Genomic DNA, 18,801 nt, shown 5'->3' with positions numbered 1-18,801 from the left:
GGGAGATGCAGGATGAAACAACGCTTTTGGCTTATCAATGCCCGCCTCGAATGCGGGTACCGGCTGCAGCAGGACGTGATTACCGGAACGGAAACCGAAATCAAACATTTGCTTATTGAGGATGGGAATATTACGAAAATCATTCCGGCCGACCAGCCGATAGGTGATCAGCTGCCGCAGATGGACGCGGGGAATCGGCTCGTGCTGCCATCTTTCGTGGAGAAGCACTGCCACCTGGACAAGACGCTGCTCGGCGGGAGCTGGAGGGCGGTGACGCCGGTAAGCTCCATTATGGGCAGATTGGAGGAGGAGAAAGGCTTCGATCCTTCCCGTTCCTTGCCGATTCGGGAAAGCGCGGCTCATTATTTGCAAGCGTCGCTCAGATCAGGGGCGACGCATATCCGAACCCATGTGGATATTTTCCCGGAAGTGGGACTGTCGCATCTGGATGAGGTTCAGGAGGCGCTGCGAGCGTATGAAGGCAAGCTTTCCCATGAAATTGTCGCTTTTCCTCAACAGGGTTTGCTGCGCTCTGGCTCGGAGCAGCTGGTGAGGGAGGCAATCCGCAAGGGTGCGGGTCTGGTCGGCGGGGTGGACCCGGCGACCGTTGACGGGGACCTGGAGAAGTCGCTGCAGGCCATGGTGCGGATTGCGGCTGAGGAGAATGCCGGGATCGATCTGCATCTGCATGATCCGGACCGTCTTGGCATATTCACAATCAAACGGCTGGCAGAGCTGGCCGTGGAAGCCGGGCTGCAGGGAAGGGTGTCCGTCAGCCATGCATTCAGCCTCGGGGACATCGCGCCGCAGCAGGCGGCAGAAATGGCCGACCTGTTGGCGGAAGCCGACATGACCATCATTACGAGTGTTCCAATGGGACGGAAGTTCCCGCCTGTGCGGCTGCTGCATGACCACGGGGTGTCCGTCGCCGTCGGATGCGATAACGTCTATGATATTTGGTCGCCGTTCGGGAACGGGGATATCCTGGAACGCGCCGGACGGCTCGCGGAAATCTCCCATTGGGCGGACGAGCGCTCCCTGGGGCAGACGCTTGGGTACATCACGGACGGGCTGACTCCGCTGGACCCAACAGGCGTCCAGGTCTGGCCGAAGCCCGGCGACGAGGCCAGCCTTGTGCTCGTGGAAGCTTCATGTTCGGCCGAAGCCGTAGCCCGAAGAGCTACACGGTCGGCTACTCTGTACAAAGGGCAAGTGGTTGCCGGTTCGCTTGCGAGCCCGGCGGAATAAACCGCACGAAGCCGCTTGATATCATAACAAAAGCCGCATGATGCTATGACGTCATGCGGCTTTTGTTGCGACCGGAAGCTTGAAAATGACGGAGCCAGGTCGTGACGGCTATTTACTGCAGGAATGGCGAGCGATGAAGACAGACTAGCTCGATACGAACACATCGTTCCTGTTTAATGAACTGAGAAGAGATCGATATGCGCCCTAGTCCTCCGTCTCGGAGAAGCTCAAGCTGACTTTATGGAGCAATTGCAGCAGCTGCTCTTCCTCGTCCGGGCTTAAATGGATTGCCATGCGTTTATTGGCGTCGTCCAAAATGGTTTGGAGTACGGGCTCGAACGCCTTGGCCTTATTCGTCGGATACAGCAGCAGCGACCGGCGGTCCTCCGGATCTGGAATCCGCTCGATATAGCCGGCATGCTCCAGCTGCTTTACGGAGCGGGCCGTGGTAGCTTTGTCGAACTTCAGCTCCTGCGTCAGCCGGTCCTGATTGACACCGGGATTGTGCAGGACGTTTTTGAGGAAACTGTGCTGGCCGCCGCTGCCGATCCCGTACGGGGCAAGCTCTTTGGCGAGCATTTTTTGATTGGAACGCTGAATATAAGAAATCAATTTGCCGATAGGTTCCTTTTTCACGAGGTGCACCTCTTTTATAGGTTGGATAAGCAATAGGGCAAACAGGGAAAGTAAGATATAAATCTTTCGCTCCGGGACGGATCCCTGACGTAAATAGTGGATGCGCAAAGGCATAAAAATATCTTATCTCAATACGGTTGCGCACGCAACTAATATGCGTTACACTGGTTACGATCTTTAGTTGCAGGCGCAACTAAAACCACTTCGAGATCAGGAGGTTGCCATGAGTGCTTCTTTTGCATCGTATCAAGAGGATGCCGCGATTCAGAAAAAACGCTGGCTGATTCTTGTTGTACTTAATTTATTCACCTTTATGTCGACGCTGGATGGCAGTATCGTCAATATTGCGCTGCCCGTGCTGTCCAAGCAGCTTGGGCTGCCGATCGCCCAGATCGAATGGGTGACGACCGGCTATCTGATGGCGATCTGCACGGTCATCCTGTTTTTCGGCAAGCTGGGGGACATGGTCGGGAAAATCCGCGTGTTCCGCCTAGGCACTTATATTTTCATCTTCGGCTCCTTGTTATGCGGGTTCAGCAGCTCGCTGCCGTTCTTGATCGTTTCCCGAGTCATACAGGCGCTGGGAGCATCGATGACGATGGCGAACAGCCAAGGCATCATCACCGATATTTTCCCCGCGAAGGAGCGGGGCAAGGCACTGGGCCTCATCGGCACGTTCGTGTCGCTCGGCAGCATCGCAGGGCCAAGCGTCGGAGGCATTATCATTTCCTCGCTCGGCTGGGAATATATTTTCTGGGTGAACGTGCCGATCGGCCTGATTGCCGTGTTCATCGGATGGAAGGTCCTTCCGGCGGATCTGGTCAAGGTCAAAGCGAAGGTGGATGCGCCCGGCAGCCTGCTGTTCGCCGTGTTCATCGTTGCGTTGTTCTCCGGCTTGCTTCTGGGGCAGCAGGCAGGCTACGGCAATCTCTGGATCATCCTGTCGCTGGTACTAGCCGCCGCGGCGTTTATCCTGTTCCTCCGCGTGGAGACGAAACGCGAGCAGCCGCTGCTGGAGCTGTCGCTGTTCAAAAATCCGCTGTTTTCGGTCAGCATTTTATGCGGCTTCCTCGTCTTTTCGGCGAACTTTTGCTTTAATATCATCGCGCCGTTTTATGCCCAGAACATGCTGAACCTTTCGCCGTTCTCGGCCGGCTTCCTGCTGATGCTATTCCCGATCTGCATGGTCGTCGTGGCACCGATCAGCGGCGCCCTTTCGGATAAGTTGGGCTCCGAACCGCTGACCTTTGCGGGGCTCATCGTCATGGTCATTGCGCAGTTTGGCTTAGCCGCGCTTCATGACGGCAGCTCGCTCTGGGTCGTGGGGACATGGATCGGGATGCTCGGCATCGGCAGCGGCCTGTTCCAATCCCCGAACAATTCGCTCGTGATGTCGCAGGTTCCGCGCACCCAGCTGGGTTCGGCGGGCAGCGTCAATTCGCTCGTCCGCAACGTCGGAATGGTCGTGGGGATCACGATCGCGACGACGACGCTGTTCCATGTGATGAGCAGCAAGGCCGGGCACCGAGTCACCGGACTCGTTTCGGGACATCCGGAAATTTTCCTCAGCGGGATGCATACGGTGTTCACGGTATCTTCCTGCATCTGCCTGGCCGCCGCGCTGCTGACGGGCTGGCGGATGTACCATGCTTATGCGGTCCGGCACAAACAGGCGGCTTCCAAAGGATAAAGCCTGACTCAAACCGGTTTGGACAATTCCGACCATATAGGTATACAATGAAGGAATGAAAGCTGCAGAGGGGAGAGTTGCCGCATGAATTCCATCCTTACGGATCCGTTTGTACGAACGGAGCGCGAAGCGGATATCGCCGCCCGTTCCGACCGGCTTGCCGTGACGTTTGCTGAGCGTGCCGCCGAGCATGACCGCGACGGATCGTTTCCATTTGAAAATTTCGATGACCTGCGGGAGGCCGGATATTTGAAGTTGACCGTTCAGGCCAGCTACGGGGGAGAGGAAGCCTCGCTGTACGAAATGCTGCTCGCGCAGGAGCGGCTCGCCAAGGGAGACGGCTCGACGGCCCTGGCGGTCGGCTGGCATGTCAGCCAGGTGCTGCAGCTGCGCATGAAGCAGTCGTGGCCGCCAAAGCTGTACGAGGAGTTTTGCAGACGGGCCGTGGACGAAGGGGCGATGATCAACCAGTTCGCGAGCGAGCCATCGACCGGCAGTCCGAGCCGCGGGGGGCGTCCGCAGACGACTGCGGTCAGAACGGAGGGCGGCTACCTGCTGACCGGACGCAAAACCTTCAGCTCGCTGCTTCCGGTGCTGGACCAGTTTACGGTTACCGCCTATGTGGAGGACGAGGAGAAAATTGGTACCTTCTACGTCCGCAAAGGACCCGGGGTGGGCATGGAAGAGACATGGAACACGCTGGGTATGCGGGCGACGGGAAGCCATGATCTGCTGCTGGAAGACGTGTTCGTGCCGGAAGAGGAGCGCCTCGACCGATGGGAAGGCAGTGACGGGTCCGCCCTTGGATCAGGGATGTCCGACCATGGCGGCGCTCTGCTCCATATTCCGGCCTGCTACCTTGGCATCGCGTGGGCTGCGCGCGACTTCGCGGTGAAATTCGCCGCGGAATACCGCCCGAGCAGCCTGCCGGGGCCGATCGCCGATCTGCCGCATATCCGGCACAAAATTGGCGAGATGGAATCGGAGCGGATCACGGCGCGGACGCTGTTGTACAGCGTGGCCGACCGCTGGGACCGGCTGCCCGATGCGCGTCCGTCGATGAAGCCGGAGCTCGGGCTCGCCAAAACGGTGGCGACCAACGCGGCTGTGCGCATCGTCGACCTCGCGATGCGGATCGTGGGCGGATCGAGTCTGTCGCGCACCCTGCCGCTGGAGCGGATGTACCGCGACGTCCGCGCAGGGCTGCATAATCCGCCGATGGAGGACGCGGTCGGCGCGATGCTGGCGCAGCGGGCGATCGGGGAAGCGACTAGCGTCTAAGCATGCTATAAAAGACAGAGAAAAACACCGGATGCTTTTGATCCGGTGTTTTTTGTTATCGTCCTCCAAGATGGCATTCACAGAATCCGGCCCGCATGATAAGATATACATTTCTCGGCGGGTTCCGGATATGCATGAGGCTTGCTGATTGATTTTGACGGAAAGGACAAGGTTTTACGGATATGCTGACTGCCATCATTCACGGTATTCTGCTTGCGCTGGGGCTTATTTTGCCTTTGGGCGCGCAAAATGTGTTTATTTTTAACCAAGGGGCCTCGCAGCCCAAATTCAAAGGGGCCATTCCGGTCATCGTCACGGCAGCCTGCTGCGATATGCTGCTAATCCTGCTTGCAGTACTGGGCGTGTCGGTCGTAGTGTTCACGATTCCCGCGCTGCAGACAACGATTTTCATCATTGGCCTGGCATTTTTGTTATATATGGGCTGGTCCATCTGGAAGAGCAAGCCAGCGAAACTGGACCGGCGCAAGGCGTCGCTGCCCGCGAAGAAGCAGATCATGTTCGCCATGTCGGTGTCGCTTCTGAACCCGCATGCGATTTTGGATACGATCGGCGTCATCGGCACGAGCTCGCTCGGCTACACAGGAATGAACAAGCTGGCGTTTACGGTCTCCACGATGGCTGTCTCCTGGATCTGGTTCTTCGCCCTTGGCTATGCCGGCAAAAAAGTCGGAGACGCGGACCGTGGCGGCAGGGTGCTAGGCATCATCAACAAGCTGTCCGCTCTTGTCATTTGGGGCGTGGCTGTCTATATTGCGCTGAAACTGTTTCATGTGGCTTAACACTAAGGGATGAGGAGGGATCGATCCGATGAGAGATCCGAAAAAACAGCTGCTGCTGAATCTCTTCGCCTGCTCGCCGATCCTTGCCTTGGCATGGGCCGTCGCCGCAACGCAGATGGAGGATGATTCCCTCATAGATATGGGGCCTTTCGTTCCCGCCGTACTCGTTTTTCTCGTATTGTTTCCTTACTATATTTGTTTAAGCCTGCTGCATCATGGAGTCATGCGGTTATTTCGCAGCACAGCGGTTGTTGTGGCGGTCATGAATACGGCCGGACTGCTGTTTTCAGGGATCGTCGGCATGTTCATTTTCAAAGATGCCTTTTGGCCGCTATACTCTGGCGTTTTCCTGTTTTCCGCGGTCACACTGAACGGATTTTTGCGCTGACGGGGAATTGGGAAATTATACTCTTTCTACGTTCATATTATATTAAAGCAAACGGTCTGATGAAAGCATCAGGGCCGTTTTTTTGCGTTCAGCGACTACCACAATCACGGCGGGCGATTCATTTCAGCTTGGTCAACACCACGCCTCCAATGATCACCGCAAGTCCAAGCCATGTTTTCCAGGACGGAATTTCTTTTAGAAACAAAAAGCCCATCGCGATGAAGATGAAGATCTCCAGGCATTTGGCCGCGATCAGGACGAAGCTCAGCTGGCCCGACGCTTTGAAGCCGAAGCGGATGCCATAGCCGATGCTTAAGTTCGCGGCCAGCATAAGTGGAAGCATCAGCAGCTGGAACTTGAACGTGGACCAGAATTGGGGATCGATATGCTTGCTTTGGTAGGAGAACACGACTATTTGACGATCGACAAGCCGCCGATCAGCAGTGATAGGCAGTATACATAGAACATGGCAGCCTCCGTCAAAAGAATCGGTATGTACCTTTATGTTTCGCAAGGCCAACAATTTTATACGGAGTAAAAATAAGGCGAACGCTCAGAATCTACTCCAGAAAAGGGTTTGGCGAACCCATTGGCCTGCCACTTGGGTATATTTGTATATTTTTTTTTGACATATGTTTATAGTGACTTAACAGAGGGATAATCTTGTGTTTACAAAAGTTAATATAATTAACAATGTCGGCTGAGTCTGTGTGCGGATTCAGTTGGTACAACGACGAGGAACTCTTCATTGGCCGTGCTCGCTGGAGGCATGCTGCTGCTGCAGGACCGGATCGCGCTGGGAGCTATTGGTCAGCCGAAATCTCTTGCCGCCGCCATCGATGAAGACAACGACATGCAAGTGGCCACGATCGAGGTATCTGCAGCCGGATTCACCCCGGCAAACACTGACTTTGAGGCGAAGAAAATGATCAAGGTTGTCGTTGACGTGAAGCCCAGAGCCGGCACCGGATTAAAGCTCGTATCCCAAAACCTGAACGTTGATGCAGATTTGAAGGAAGGCGAAAACATATTTCTGCTGAGCAACCCGCAGCCGGGCACGTACGATATTGCGATTCCCTCCAAAAATTTCAATGGGACGCTTACAGTGAAGGCAGCCCATTAGCTGCTTTTGACACTGAGCGTCTTTTTTTTATTTTCTGCTGACCGGAAGTATTGCGAAAAAATAGGGATGTATGATATATTTAACTCACTTTTTTAAAGCAACTGATATAAAATAACTGAGTGGATATTGATTGAAAAAACATACATAAGGGAGATATTATCATGAGCCAGTTTCAGGAGCTCGTCCAAGCCAGAAGATCCGCCAATAAGTTCCAAACCGACGTTAATATTAGCGAGCAGGAGCTCGCCGAAATGTTCGGCCTCGTGAAGTTCGCTCCTTCCGCCTTCAATTTGCAGCACACCCACTACGTCGCGGTGACGGAGAAGGAGCTGAAGGAAAAGGTGTACGAGGCGGCTTTCAAGCAATATAAAGTGCTGACAAGCTCTGCGGTGATCGTCGTGCTGGGAGATTTGGATGCCTATCACAACATTGGTCCGATCAACGAAGGTTTGCTGAATCTCGGAGTCATCGACCGGCGCGAATTCGACGAAACAGTCAGCAGCGTCATCGGCATGTACGAAGATGGAGGCGATGCGTTCAAAAGGGACGAAGCCATTCGCAACGCAAGCTTGTCCGCGATGCTGTTCATGCTGATCGCCAAGGACAAAGGTTGGGATACCTGCCCGATGATCGGCTTCGATCCCGAGCAGCTTCGCCGGGCGTTGAACATTCCGGACCGCTACGTACCCGCAATGCTGATTACGATCGGCAAAGAGGACACCGGCAAGCAAAGACCCCGCGGTTACCGCAAGCCCGTAGGGGAGTTCGTGACGTTTAACGGTTTTTAAGCGTAGACAACGCCATTGAATCGTAGTCGAAAGATAATTGCGTGTAGAGGACGGCCTGATGAGCAGGCCGTTTTTTGTGCATGTTTTCAGGAGCTCAGCATCCCTTATCGCCTAATGACCGGAATATTGGAGATCCAGCTCCGAATTTGTTACGATGATAAGCAAATCATTTCAGCCGGAAGGAGTGAGTATTTTTATGCCAAGATGGAACCCATGGATTACGGCAGCCTTGATCTGCGGGCTGTTGTCCGGCTGCACGGCAGACGGGCAGGCGGACAAGCAGGCAAGCGGAGCCGCAAACGAACCTATGGAACCGCAAGAGCAGGCGAAATCCGGTCAGCAGGTGTCCGGTGGCGAGAGCTCCATTCAGACGTATTTCGTTCAAAACGGAGATCATCCGGAGCAGGCCATCACTGGCTTGATCAACGATGCCAAGAGCACGCTTGACGTTGCGATATACAGCTTGAATTACGACCCGATCGTCGACGCAATCGCGGGCGCCGCCGGCAGGGGAGTTCGCGTGCGTCTCATCACGGATCAGGAGCATGCGGAGGGGAAGGAGAAGCAGCAGGATGCGCTCAAACAGATCATGAAAGCAGGCGTTCCGGTCAAGGTTAGCAGCCATAAGGGAAAAATGCATCTTAAAATGCTCATCGCGGACGGAAAAAGCGTGGAGGCCGGCTCGTTCAATTACCTGAAGTCCTCCGTGAAGGAGAACGACGATGTCGCTTTGATCATCCATGATGCTGCGGTCGTTCGGACTTTCGAGGATACCTTTAACCGGATGTGGGACGACAAGGACCGTTACCAGAACTATGAATCTCGATAAAGCGAGGGAATAATGCGCCTTCCATTGGCTAATCCTAACTTCAAACGCATGAAAAATATACCAGGGCTGGATATGGATCGTGGAAAGGGGCTATGCGATGAAATGGCGTACATGGAGGCTTACATGGATAGCAAAAGGGCTGCTGGCTGCGGTATTGGTTGGCGGGGCCTTGTCCGGCGGCTTATCAACTGCTTTTGCGGATTCGTATATTGAAAAGCTCGGACATGAGCCGACGGCAGAGCTGCCTCATCGGGCACAGGCACAGACCGGCATGGGAGCGCCAGAACTCGAACAGCTGGCTTATTCACTTGGCGTACAGGCATATATATACGGCTATCCACTCGTCGTGATGGAACAAACAAAGGAAAAAATACTGAGGACGAGAGCACCGCTCAATCAGTTTTACTACTCCACTACGCTGGCTTCACCGGCGTATAAAGACATCGTCACACCCAATAGCTCCACGCTTTATTTTACCGCCTGGCTGGATCTCTCCAAGGGGCCTGTAGTACTGAAAGTGCCGGCAAACCCTGACAACCGCTATTACACCGTCCAAATGCTGGATGCCTATACGAACACCTTCCAAAATGTATCTAACCGCACGACCATGGATAAGGCAGGAAAAGTTGTCATTGCCGGTCCATCATGGCATTGGAAAACGAGTTACCCGAAAATCCTTGCGCCAACGAATACGGTCTGGTTGGTCGGGCGCGTTGAGGTGAACGGCAAGGAGGATGAAGCAAAGGCAGCTGCGTTTGAACAGCTATTTACGCTCAACTCCTTGTCTCATCAGCCGTTGAAGGCAGAGCAGCCAGGAGTCTCTTTACCTCAATTAGAGAGCCACCCCTTAGCATTTTTCAAAATCATGACAGATGCCATGAAGAAAAATCCGCCTCCGTCAAGCGAACAGGTTCTGCTGGATCAATTCAAGCTCATCGGAATCGATGCAGCGAAGGGATTTGATGCAAAAGGGCTGGATCCGGCCACCATCGCCGGGTTGGAACGGGCGGCGCGTGATGGACGGAATATCATTGAAAAAGCGGGCTTTTGGGTTCCCAAAGAAAACGGCTGGGTTGTCGGTTACGACGTTGGCATGAATGGGGATCATTTTCTTGTGCGCGCTTTAGTTGCATATTCCGGTCTCGCCGCCAATGTTCCGTCTGAAGAGCTGTATGCCCGCACCTTTGAAGATGGAAATGGGAAGCCATTAACCGGCTCGCGTGAGTACATGCTTCATTTTGACAAGGATCAGATCCCAGCTGCGGACGGCTTTTGGGCGCTGACCATGTACGGAGCTGATTTTTACCTGGTGCCTAACCCGATACAGAGATATGCCATTGGTGATCTGACGAAAGGACTGCAGTATAACCCGGACGGATCATTGGATATTTATATTCAACAAACTCCACCGCAGGGCAAGCAGTCAAACTGGCTTCCAGCACCTGACGGTAACTTTAATCTGGTTCTGCGGGTATTTGCCCCCAAACCGGAAATGCTGGAGAAGCGATATCAAGTGCCTCCAGTCATGCCTGAAAATTAGATATGCGATAATCGTTTGACATCTACCATGAGTTTTGTTTTAACTATATTAAATAGACCTCTTATTATAGGAGCAATAAGCTATAGCAAACTCTCATGGAGATTGGAGTTAAACCATTGTACCGGAATCTAGAAGAATGTATAACAGACCTTGAACAACATGGACATTTGGTTCGCATAAAAGAAGAAGTAGATCCCTATCTGGAGATGGCTGCTATACATCTGAAAGTTTATGAAGCTGGCGGCCCTGCTTTGTTATTTGAAAATGTGAAAGGCTCGAAGTTCAAAGCGGTCTCCAACCTTTTTGGCGATATCGAGCGCAGCAAGTTTATTTTCCGGAGCACCTGGGACAGAACACAGAGCATTATCGCCCTGCGCGACGACCCGATGAAGGCGGTTAAGCATCCTTTTCAAAATATCGGCAGCGGATTTGGGGCTATTAAGGCTCTGCCGATGAAAAAACCGGGGCGCGTTCCCAGTGCATTTCAAGAAATTCAGATTTCGGATTTGCCGCAAATTCAGCATTGGCCTATGGATGGGGGCGCTTTTATTACCCTGCCGCAGGTATATTCGGAGGATCCGGAAAAGCCGGGACTGATGAATTCCAATCTGGGGATGTACCGTATTCAGCTCAGCGGCAATGAGTATGAAATGAATAAAGAAATCGGATTGCATTATCAGATCCACCGCGGTATCGGCGTGCATCAAGCGAAGGCGAGTAAGAAAGGCGAGCCGTTAAAAGTAAGTATCTTTATTGGCGGACCTCCTGCCCATACGCTTTCGGCCATTATGCCTTTGCCGGAAGGACTGAGTGAGATGCTCTTTGCCGGATTGCTATCCGGACGCCGGTTCCGGTACAGCTATGTTGATGGATATTGTATCAGCCATGATGCTGATTTTGTGATTACGGGTGAAATTCACCCGGATGCAACCAAACCGGAGGGACCTTTTGGCGATCATTTGGGCTATTACAGCCTGACGCATCCTTTTCCGGTTATGAAGGTTCATAAAGTGTACGCGAAGAAAAATGCGATCTGGCCTTTTACCGTCGTCGGGCGTCCACCTCAAGAGGATACCTCATTCGGAGAGCTTATTCATGAGCTAACGGGCGATGCCATCAAGCAGGAAATTCCAGGTGTCAAGGAAGTTCATGCCGTGGATGCTGCAGGGGTACATCCCTTGCTGTTTGCCATCGGCAGTGAACGCTATACACCCTATCAGCGGGTGAAGCAGCCGACCGAGATTCTGACACTGGCTAACCGGATCCTGGGAACGGGACAGCTGAGTCTCGCCAAATATTTGTTTATTACGGCCGAAGAGAGCCAAGCGCTGGATTCCCATGATATCGTTGGTTTTATGAACTATATTCTGGAGCGGATGGATCTTCGCCGGGATATTCACTTTTATACGAATACGACAATCGATACCCTGGATTATTCAGGCACGGGGCTTAACAGCGGCAGTAAAGTCGTCTTGGCGGCTTATGGGGACAAGAAGCGGGAATTATGCCGCGAGGTGCCGGAAGTGCTGAAGGAATTACGCGGATTTAAGAATGCCCGTCTGGTCATGCCGGGAGTCGTAGCGATTCAAGGCTCTGCATTTGCAGATTACGAAACGGCGCAGCAGGAGCTGAAAGGATTAAGTGAAGCCATTGCTGAAAAAGGGCCGCTCGAGACATGCCCGATGATCATTTTATGTGATGATAGCACCTTCCTTAGTGAAACGATCCATAATTTCCTATGGGCTACCTTCACGCGGAGCAATCCTTCACATGATATTTATGGTGTGAACAGCAGCTACGAGAACAAGCATTGGGCTTGCGATAATATGATGATCGATGCCCGGATCAAACCGCACCAAGCTCCGCCTCTGATTCCCGATCCGGCAGTGGAAAAGAATATAGAGCGAGTTTTTGCTAAAGGCGGCAGTTTAAGCGGCGTAAAATTGAAGTGATTTCATAACATAGGCGAAGGGAAGATTCCATGGAGGTTAAACTCCATGGAATCTTTTTTTTGGATATCCGAAAGTATAGCGGCGTTTTTTACGTTCATGAAACAAAAGAACTCCTCTCCATTAACATTCAGCCGGAACAAAATTAACATTTGGTCTTTAAGCTAGAAGAGTACAAGCGAGGTAAGGGGGCTAAGACAACATGACAGTTCATCATCACTAATTTGGTATCGATACCAATGATGGGCGTGCTCGGCTTTTTTGAAAACAAGAAATCATTATTGTGCAAATTGGTATCGATACCAATTTGGATTCCGGAGGTGACGTTTGTTGAGTTGGTATTTTAAAAGGCTGGGAAGCCGAAAAATCATAGAGTTTATCATTTTTGCCCTATTTATTTTCTTTTTTCTTGGGCCACTGATCAATCTGGCTTTGCTGGCCTTTTCAGGGAAATGGCAGTTTCCTGCCGCACTTCCCCAAAGCTGGTCCTTGACTTGGTGGAAGTACGTCTTATCCCAGCCCGAAATTCTGAAATCGATCAGTTTGTCCTTTCTGATTGCGATTGTGGTTACAGCATTGTCGATTATTATCTGTGTGCCGGCAGCTTATGCTTTTGCGCGTATACGGTTTCCGCTGAGCCGATGGTTCCTGTTCTCGTTCCTGCTGACGAACGCTTTTCCCAAAATGGGCTTATATGTTGCCATTGCGGTGCTCTTTTTCAAAGTCGGCTTGATGAACACCTTTATGGGTGTTGTCCTGATTCATATCGTTAACACGCTGATGTATATGACATGGATTCCGGCTGCCTCGTTCAAAAGCGTGCATAAAGCACAGGAGGAAGCTGCGAGGGATGCAGGCGCCGGACCGCTGCGCGTATTTTGGAATGTTACGCTGCCAATGGCGCTGCCAGGCATTATCGTTGCTTCGATCTTTACGTTCCTTTCTTCGCTTGATGAAGCACAGGGGACATTTATGGTCGGTATGCCCGATTATAAAACGATGCCGCTGATCATGTATGGGGCTGTACAGGATTATCCGGCAACAGCGGGGGCGGTGTTCTCGATCCTGCTCACGCTGCCAACCATTATTCTGCTGTTCGTATCACGGCGTTTTGTCAGCGCGGACGTCATGTCCAGCGGCTTCACCATGAAATAGCAAGGGGGCAAGGGAATGACTGCACAAGTTCAATTATCGATCCAAAATTTAACGAAGCGTTATAAAACAGGCGATGGCGTGAGCGGGATATCGCTGGATATCGCCCATGGAGAGCTCGTAACGCTGCTGGGGCCTTCCGGCTGCGGCAAGACGACGGTGCTCCGTTCGGTCGGAGGCTTTCTGGAGCCGGATTCGGGTGATATTCAAATCGCAGGCAAAAGTGTGCTGCATCTTCCGCCGGAGAAACGACCGACGGCGATGGTATTTCAAAGCTATAATCTCTGGCCGCATATGACCGTTTTTGAAAATTTGGCCTTTGGCCTCAAGATCCGGCGCCAGAGTAAGGAACAGATCCTGGAAGCCGTGGACCGGGCACTTCGTCTGGTACGGCTTCCAGGATCGGAGAAGAAACGTCCCGGCGAGCTGTCCGGCGGGCAGCAGCAGCGGGTGGCCGTAGCCCGGGCATTGCTGCTGGAGCCGGCGGTGCTCTTGCTTGACGAGCCGTTCTCCGCGCTGGATGCCAAGCTGCGCAGCGAGCTTCGCGAGGAACTGCGCGAAATTCAGTCTGCTGCGAAATTGACGATGATGTTCGTGACGCATGACCAGGAAGAGGCGCTATCGCTGTCGGACCGGATCATCGTCATGAACCGGGGAAATATCGAGCAGTCTGCATCCCCGCAGGAAATCTACGACGCGCCCCAATCACTTTTCGTGGCCAATTTTATCGGACGCATGAACATGCTGAATGGTAATGCAGACGAAAGCGGTATCCGGCTGAACCATCTCGAAATGTCCAATCCGAAGGAGCTGCGGGGAGAGGTCGTTGTTGCGGTACGCCCTGAGGATATCAGATGGAATGATGCTTCTCTTCCCGGTCTGGCCGCTGTGGTCAAGCAGGTTATGATCTTGGGGCACTACGCAGAGATTACGCTGCTGACGGAAGCCGGTTTGGTCAGAATGTTCCTGCCCCGTGAGGAGTCGGACCAGTTATCCGGAGGACAATCGGTTTCTTTAACCTTCGCCAAACACACTGCATATTCGAAATCATCCATATAAACGAGCGATTAGGAGGAATACACATGAGTATTAACCGTGGATTCAAACATAAAGGGAAAACGCTGCTTCTCACCTCATTGGCTGTCTTTACAATTCTTGCCGGCTGTTCTTCAGGTGCGGGGAAAAGTGATCCGAACGCCTCAGCAGCAGGGGATACGGCAGGCGGCAGCGCCAGCGGCCAGACGGAAATTGCTTTCTATTTCAGCGGTTCCCAGAATGTGCAGGAGCTGTGGGAGCATTTGAAGGAAATGTATGAAAAGGAACAAGATAAAGTGAAGGTTAAGCTGGTGTATATACCTTCCGGTCAAGGGGAGCAGGCGACGATGAACCGTATCGTTGCAGCTAAACGTGCGGGTAAGGACAGTGTCGATGTGGATTTGTATGAGGCAAACGGAGGCTCTGATATGGCTGCTGATAAGAAAGACGGAGTCTTTGAGTCACTGAGTGAGCAGCAAATTCCGAATCTTAGTTTGATGGATCCTGTAAACATGAAGGATCTGAACAATAAAGCCATACCTTACCGTTCTTCATCCGTTCTTCTCGCATATAACAGTGAGAAAGTACCTGCACCTCCTAAAACACTGGATGACCTGTACACATGGATCCATGAGCATCCGGGGCGGTTTGCCTATAATGACCCTTCAACCGGAGGTTCCGGAGAATCCTTTGTGCTGACCACGTTGTATAAATCCTTGCCGGATGATGCGATCCACAATCAGGATAAAAGCATCATGCAGCAATGGGATCAAGGATTCGAACAGCTGAAGGCTTTGAGCAAAGACATGTACCAGCAGGGCGTGTATCCGAAGAAAAACCAGGGAACGCTGGATCTTCTCTCGAACGGAGAAGTGGATATGGTCCCTGCCTGGTCTGATATGGCGCTGGAGCAAATCAACAAAAAGCTTCTGCCTGAAACGACCAAGCTGGCCCAGATAGAGCCTGCTTTTACCGGAGGACCGGGACTTCTTACTGTTCCAAGCATGTCCAAGCATAAAGAGGCGGCTTATGATTTTATTAATTTCGTGCTCAGCCCGGATGCCCAGGCGGAAGTGGTTAACAAAATTTATGGATTCCCGGGTATTGAATGGTCTCATATGCCTAGCGAGCTGCAGGATAAATTCAAAGGTGTTTCCGTGAGCTACCGTTCCTTTAATCTTGGGGAGCTGGAGTCCGAAGCGATGAAACGCTGGCAGAGGGAAGTAGCAGGTCAATGAGCGGACAAGGATTAAGTCCATCTCTGGAAACGCGCAAACCGCTGAAATCGGCCTGGAACAGCCGCGGAGTCAAGCACTCCGCGCTGGGCCTGCTGATGGTGATCCCTTCATTTTTATTGCTGTTATTTATGATTGTTGTCCCGATAGCTACTTCGGTTCAAGAGAGCCTGACTGGAAATGACGGACAGTTCACCTGGGATCATTACAAGTATTTATTCACCGATCCCGCGATGAAGGCGAACATCATGTACACACTGAACTTGACTGTGGTGTCATCGGTGATCGTGCTGTTTATCGCATATTTACTGGCTGTATTCCTGAGATTTTCTACCGGCAAGCTTGCAAAATGGATCGAGAAGCTGTATTACATTCCGATGTTCATTCCTTCGGTGATCGCAACGTACGGCATGATCAATATGTATGGCAATCATGGCTGGCTGGCACGCATTATGCTGCATTTTACGGATGCGCCATTCATGAAGATACTCTACGATTACAAGGGACTTCTGCTGGCCAATTTGTGGTTTAATATCCCTTTTGCGGCCATGCTGCTGAGCTCGGCCCTGTCGGGGATTCCGAATGCCGTCATCGAAAGCGCCAAGGATATCGGAGCAGGTAAAATCCAGATTTTCTTCCGCATTATCTTCCCGTTATCCTTTAAATCCATGCTCGTTGCGGCAACTTTTGTCGTCATGGGTGTGATCGGCAGCTTCACGGCGCCATTCCTTATCGGGCCGAATGCGCCGCAGGTGCTCGGCGTAGCGATGCAGCAGCAGTTCTCGGTTTACTTTGAAACCGGGATTGCAAGCGCCTGTGCCGTATTTATGTTTGCCATCTGCTCTCTTGTAGGATATTTCTACATTCGCAACATGATGAAGGATGAAAGATAGAAAGGTGGAATGAACATGAGGGAACTGTTGACTGTTGCAGGCAAATTGACGCCGCTTAGCTCCAAGACTCATATCACATACCAATTGTATATTCCCGAAGGGATAAATGCCCTGCACATTGAGTTTGAATACGGTCCGAAAACCTTGGATGATCGGGATGACTCAAAACAGATGATTGAGGAAGCGATTCGCAAATACGTGAATCCGGCGCTTCAAAACGTGTATCTAGAACATTGGGAGAAATTTCATCCCTTGCAAAACCTGCTGACGCTCTCCGTCGATGACCCGGATGGATTCAGGGGTTCTGCGCACCGCCATCCCAATCATCAGCAGCACATCCTATCACGGCATGAGAGCTCCCCGGGGTTCTTCTCCGGGCCGATTCGAAATGGCGTATGGAAAGTGACGATAAGCGTTCATTGCATTGTGACACAAGAATGCGAGTATCAACTGCGTATCCGGGAAGGAGAAGTGGATCATGAGATGGCTTCCGTTTGAACTGCATACTCATACGCCGCATAGTGACGGCACGCATACGCTGTTCGAGATGTGCATGAAGGCCAGGGAACTGGGACTCTCCGGCATCGCGCTGACCGATCATAATACGACCTCCGGCATGGCTGATGCGGCTGCTGTCACGGAGGAAACCGGAATTTCTATTATCCCAGGTTTGGAATGGACGACTTTTTACGGCCATATGCTGACCCTTGGCGTGCCTTATTCCGAATGGCGGGATTTGGGACCTTCTGATATTCATAAAGGCATCAATAGGGTGCATGAGCAGGGGGGGATTGTCGGGATCGCACATCCGTTCAGTCTGGGGAGCCCGATATGCACCGGATGCCACTGGGAATATGTCGTCGAGGATTGGAACGATATCGATTACATGGAGGTATGGCATGAGACGCTGCCACCCATGCGGAATCATAACGCACCTGCGTTTGAACAGTGGACCAGCCTGTTAAATCAGGGATATCGGATATCGGCTACGGCGGGCCGGGACTGGCACCGTTCGAGCGAGGAAGATGATCTACCGGCATATACCTACCTTGGGCTGGAGAATGAAGAGGGTATGCCGAATACGGAATCTGTGGTAAATGCGATTTCTTCCGGCAGGATCTGTGTAAGCATGGGACCGCGGCTAGAGCTTCAGGTTGAGCGAGGTGTAAACAGGTACGGGATTGGAGACATCGTAGAAGTGGGAACCCCGGGTGAGAACGGAAACTGCGAGATGACTGTGCGAGTGATTCCATCCCATCATCCGGATCGGCAATTAGAAACGGATGAACAAGGGCTGATGATCATCATCGAATCGAACCTTGGAGAATTGACGCGCTATTCTTTAGCGGAAGAGCAAGATGAAATCCAATATTCATTTCGGGCGGACGGACTTCTCTGGATGCGGGTCCGTCTTTATGGGATGCTGAATGGGGCCTTGTCGACACTTGCTTTTACTAATCCGGTTTATTTTAAGGAGGCGATCCATTGAAACAGCCGCTGATCATTGCCCATACGGGCTGCGAGGGCACGCCGGACAACACACTGGAATCATGCCTGGCCGGGAAAAATGCAGGATGCGACATTTTGGAGGTGGATGTCCAGACAATGAAAGACGGGGTATGTGTACTATTCCATGATGATCACCAGGCATTTTCATCATTCACGTATGAGGAGCTCATGCAGCAGAATCCGCTGCAGCTTGAGGCGGGAAAACATCTCGAAAGGCTGGAGAACGTACTGCTCGAGTGGAAGGGGAATCCGGTATCATTCAACCTGGATATCAAAAATGACGACGCTGCCCTTCCTGCTTTAGAGCTGCTTAAGTCTTTGAATATGTGGGATCAAATCTATTTTACCGGAGCGACAGACCTGATTATGGCTACACCATTTCACTCCAGAATCATGTGGAATACCCCATCGGAGCTGGGGAAGATGGAGTCAGCTCAGTACGAAGCTGCAGTACAGGACATATGTGCAAGGGTGAAGCAGGCAGGCTGCGCAGGAATTAATGTGGATTATTCTTCCTGCCGCGCATCTCTGGTGCGAATTGCACATGAACATGATTTGCAGGTATGGATTTATACCCTGCCGGATGGAACGGGCTTCGAGACTTTCGCCGATATGAACGTCGATGCGGTGTCGACGTTAGATGTATCGGGACTGGTTGCACTCCGAATTCAGATGCAGCAGGATCAACAATAACAATCTTTTATT

General features: G+C 52.1%; 19 protein-coding genes. 17 read left to right on the top strand and 2 right to left on the bottom strand.

The window, feature by feature from the left end:
• Window positions 1–12: 12 nt before the first annotated feature.
• On the top strand, window positions 13–1,248 hold the full coding sequence (locus KJS65_RS14155) for an amidohydrolase (protein WP_213650359.1): 1,236 nt from the start codon (window positions 13–15) through the stop codon (window positions 1,246–1,248).
• A gap of 204 nt (window positions 1,249–1,452) precedes the next feature.
• On the opposite strand, the gene KJS65_RS14150 is transcribed toward KJS65_RS14155, so the two are convergent.
• On the bottom strand, window positions 1,453–1,884 hold the full coding sequence (locus tag KJS65_RS14150) for a MarR family winged helix-turn-helix transcriptional regulator (protein WP_213650358.1): 432 nt from the start codon (window positions 1,882–1,884) through the stop codon (window positions 1,453–1,455).
• A 223-nt stretch (window positions 1,885–2,107) separates the two neighbouring features.
• Here KJS65_RS14150 and KJS65_RS14145 point away from each other — a divergent pair, with 223 nt between their 5' ends.
• The 4 genes from KJS65_RS14145 to KJS65_RS14130 all read left to right on the top strand — a co-directional run bounded on the left by KJS65_RS14145 (window position 2,108) and on the right by KJS65_RS14130 (window position 6,043).
• Window positions 2,108–3,574, top strand: a complete 1,467-nt coding sequence (locus KJS65_RS14145; protein ID WP_213650357.1) for an MFS transporter — start codon at window positions 2,108–2,110, stop codon at window positions 3,572–3,574.
• 84 nt (window positions 3,575–3,658) lie between these two features.
• Window positions 3,659–4,855: an acyl-CoA dehydrogenase family protein gene (locus KJS65_RS14140; protein WP_213650356.1), complete on the top strand. Its 1,197-nt coding sequence runs from the start codon at window positions 3,659–3,661 to the stop codon at window positions 4,853–4,855.
• Between the two features lie 182 nt (window positions 4,856–5,037).
• Window positions 5,038–5,655 carry a LysE/ArgO family amino acid transporter gene (locus KJS65_RS14135; RefSeq protein ID WP_213650355.1) on the top strand — a complete coding sequence of 206 codons (618 nt, stop codon included), beginning with the start codon at window positions 5,038–5,040 and terminating at the stop codon, window positions 5,653–5,655.
• A gap of 28 nt (window positions 5,656–5,683) precedes the next feature.
• Window positions 5,684–6,043 carry a hypothetical protein gene (locus KJS65_RS14130; protein ID WP_213650354.1) on the top strand — a complete coding sequence of 120 codons (360 nt, stop codon included), beginning with the start codon at window positions 5,684–5,686 and terminating at the stop codon, window positions 6,041–6,043.
• Between the two features lie 118 nt (window positions 6,044–6,161).
• Here KJS65_RS14130 and KJS65_RS14125 read toward each other — a convergent pair whose 3' ends face one another.
• Window positions 6,162–6,557: a DMT family transporter gene (locus KJS65_RS14125; RefSeq protein ID WP_306432974.1), complete on the bottom strand. Its 396-nt coding sequence runs from the start codon at window positions 6,555–6,557 to the stop codon at window positions 6,162–6,164.
• Window positions 6,558–6,797: 240 nt separating this feature from the next.
• Here KJS65_RS14125 and KJS65_RS14120 point away from each other — a divergent pair, with 240 nt between their 5' ends.
• From KJS65_RS14120 to KJS65_RS14065, 12 genes are all read left to right on the top strand, one after another.
• Window positions 6,798–7,166 (top strand): cupredoxin domain-containing protein, encoded by a 369-nt coding sequence (locus KJS65_RS14120; protein WP_244864581.1) that lies wholly within the window; start codon window positions 6,798–6,800, stop codon window positions 7,164–7,166.
• 161 nt (window positions 7,167–7,327) lie between these two features.
• The gene (locus KJS65_RS14115) at window positions 7,328–7,954 is read left to right on the top strand and encodes a nitroreductase family protein (protein WP_213650352.1); all 627 of its coding nucleotides are present in this window, start codon (window positions 7,328–7,330) and stop codon (window positions 7,952–7,954) included.
• Between the two features lie 196 nt (window positions 7,955–8,150).
• Entirely contained in the window at window positions 8,151–8,783 is a 633-nt protein-coding gene (locus tag KJS65_RS14110) for a phospholipase D-like domain-containing protein (protein ID WP_213650351.1), read from the top strand.
• 97 nt (window positions 8,784–8,880) lie between these two features.
• Window positions 8,881–10,323: a DUF1254 domain-containing protein gene (locus KJS65_RS14105; protein WP_213650350.1), complete on the top strand. Its 1,443-nt coding sequence runs from the start codon at window positions 8,881–8,883 to the stop codon at window positions 10,321–10,323.
• Window positions 10,324–10,439: 116 nt separating this feature from the next.
• Window positions 10,440–12,275, top strand: coding sequence for a UbiD family decarboxylase (locus tag KJS65_RS14100; protein WP_213650349.1), 1,836 nt, complete (start codon window positions 10,440–10,442; stop codon window positions 12,273–12,275).
• Between the two features lie 327 nt (window positions 12,276–12,602).
• On the top strand, window positions 12,603–13,427 hold the full coding sequence (locus KJS65_RS14095) for an ABC transporter permease (RefSeq protein WP_213650348.1): 825 nt from the start codon (window positions 12,603–12,605) through the stop codon (window positions 13,425–13,427).
• A gap of 15 nt (window positions 13,428–13,442) precedes the next feature.
• A complete protein-coding gene (locus KJS65_RS14090; RefSeq protein ID WP_213650347.1) occupies window positions 13,443–14,483 on the top strand; it encodes an ABC transporter ATP-binding protein in 1,041 nt (346 codons plus the stop codon).
• A 23-nt stretch (window positions 14,484–14,506) separates the two neighbouring features.
• The gene (locus KJS65_RS14085; protein WP_213650346.1) at window positions 14,507–15,697 is read left to right on the top strand and encodes an extracellular solute-binding protein; all 1,191 of its coding nucleotides are present in this window, start codon (window positions 14,507–14,509) and stop codon (window positions 15,695–15,697) included.
• Window positions 15,694–16,587 (top strand): ABC transporter permease, encoded by an 894-nt coding sequence (locus KJS65_RS14080; RefSeq protein ID WP_213650345.1) that lies wholly within the window; start codon window positions 15,694–15,696, stop codon window positions 16,585–16,587. The genes KJS65_RS14085 and KJS65_RS14080 overlap by 4 nt, the downstream gene beginning before the upstream one ends.
• 15 nt (window positions 16,588–16,602) lie before the next feature.
• Window positions 16,603–17,085 (top strand): hypothetical protein, encoded by a 483-nt coding sequence (locus KJS65_RS14075; protein WP_213650344.1) that lies wholly within the window; start codon window positions 16,603–16,605, stop codon window positions 17,083–17,085.
• The gene (locus KJS65_RS14070) at window positions 17,066–18,076 is read left to right on the top strand and encodes a CehA/McbA family metallohydrolase (RefSeq protein ID WP_213650343.1); all 1,011 of its coding nucleotides are present in this window, start codon (window positions 17,066–17,068) and stop codon (window positions 18,074–18,076) included. Before KJS65_RS14075 ends, KJS65_RS14070 begins: the two co-directional genes overlap by 20 nt.
• Window positions 18,073–18,789 carry a glycerophosphodiester phosphodiesterase gene (locus KJS65_RS14065; RefSeq protein WP_213650342.1) on the top strand — a complete coding sequence of 239 codons (717 nt, stop codon included), beginning with the start codon at window positions 18,073–18,075 and terminating at the stop codon, window positions 18,787–18,789. The genes KJS65_RS14070 and KJS65_RS14065 overlap by 4 nt, the downstream gene beginning before the upstream one ends.
• Window positions 18,790–18,801 lie beyond the last annotated feature (12 nt).

Origin of the sequence: Paenibacillus sp. J23TS9 (assembly GCF_018403225.1) — a bacterium.
Taxonomy (GTDB): Bacteria; Bacillota; Bacilli; order Paenibacillales; family Paenibacillaceae; genus Paenibacillus_AQ.
Note: the sequence above shows the minus strand (reverse complement) of the source record. Positions and strands in the feature narration are given on the sequence as shown.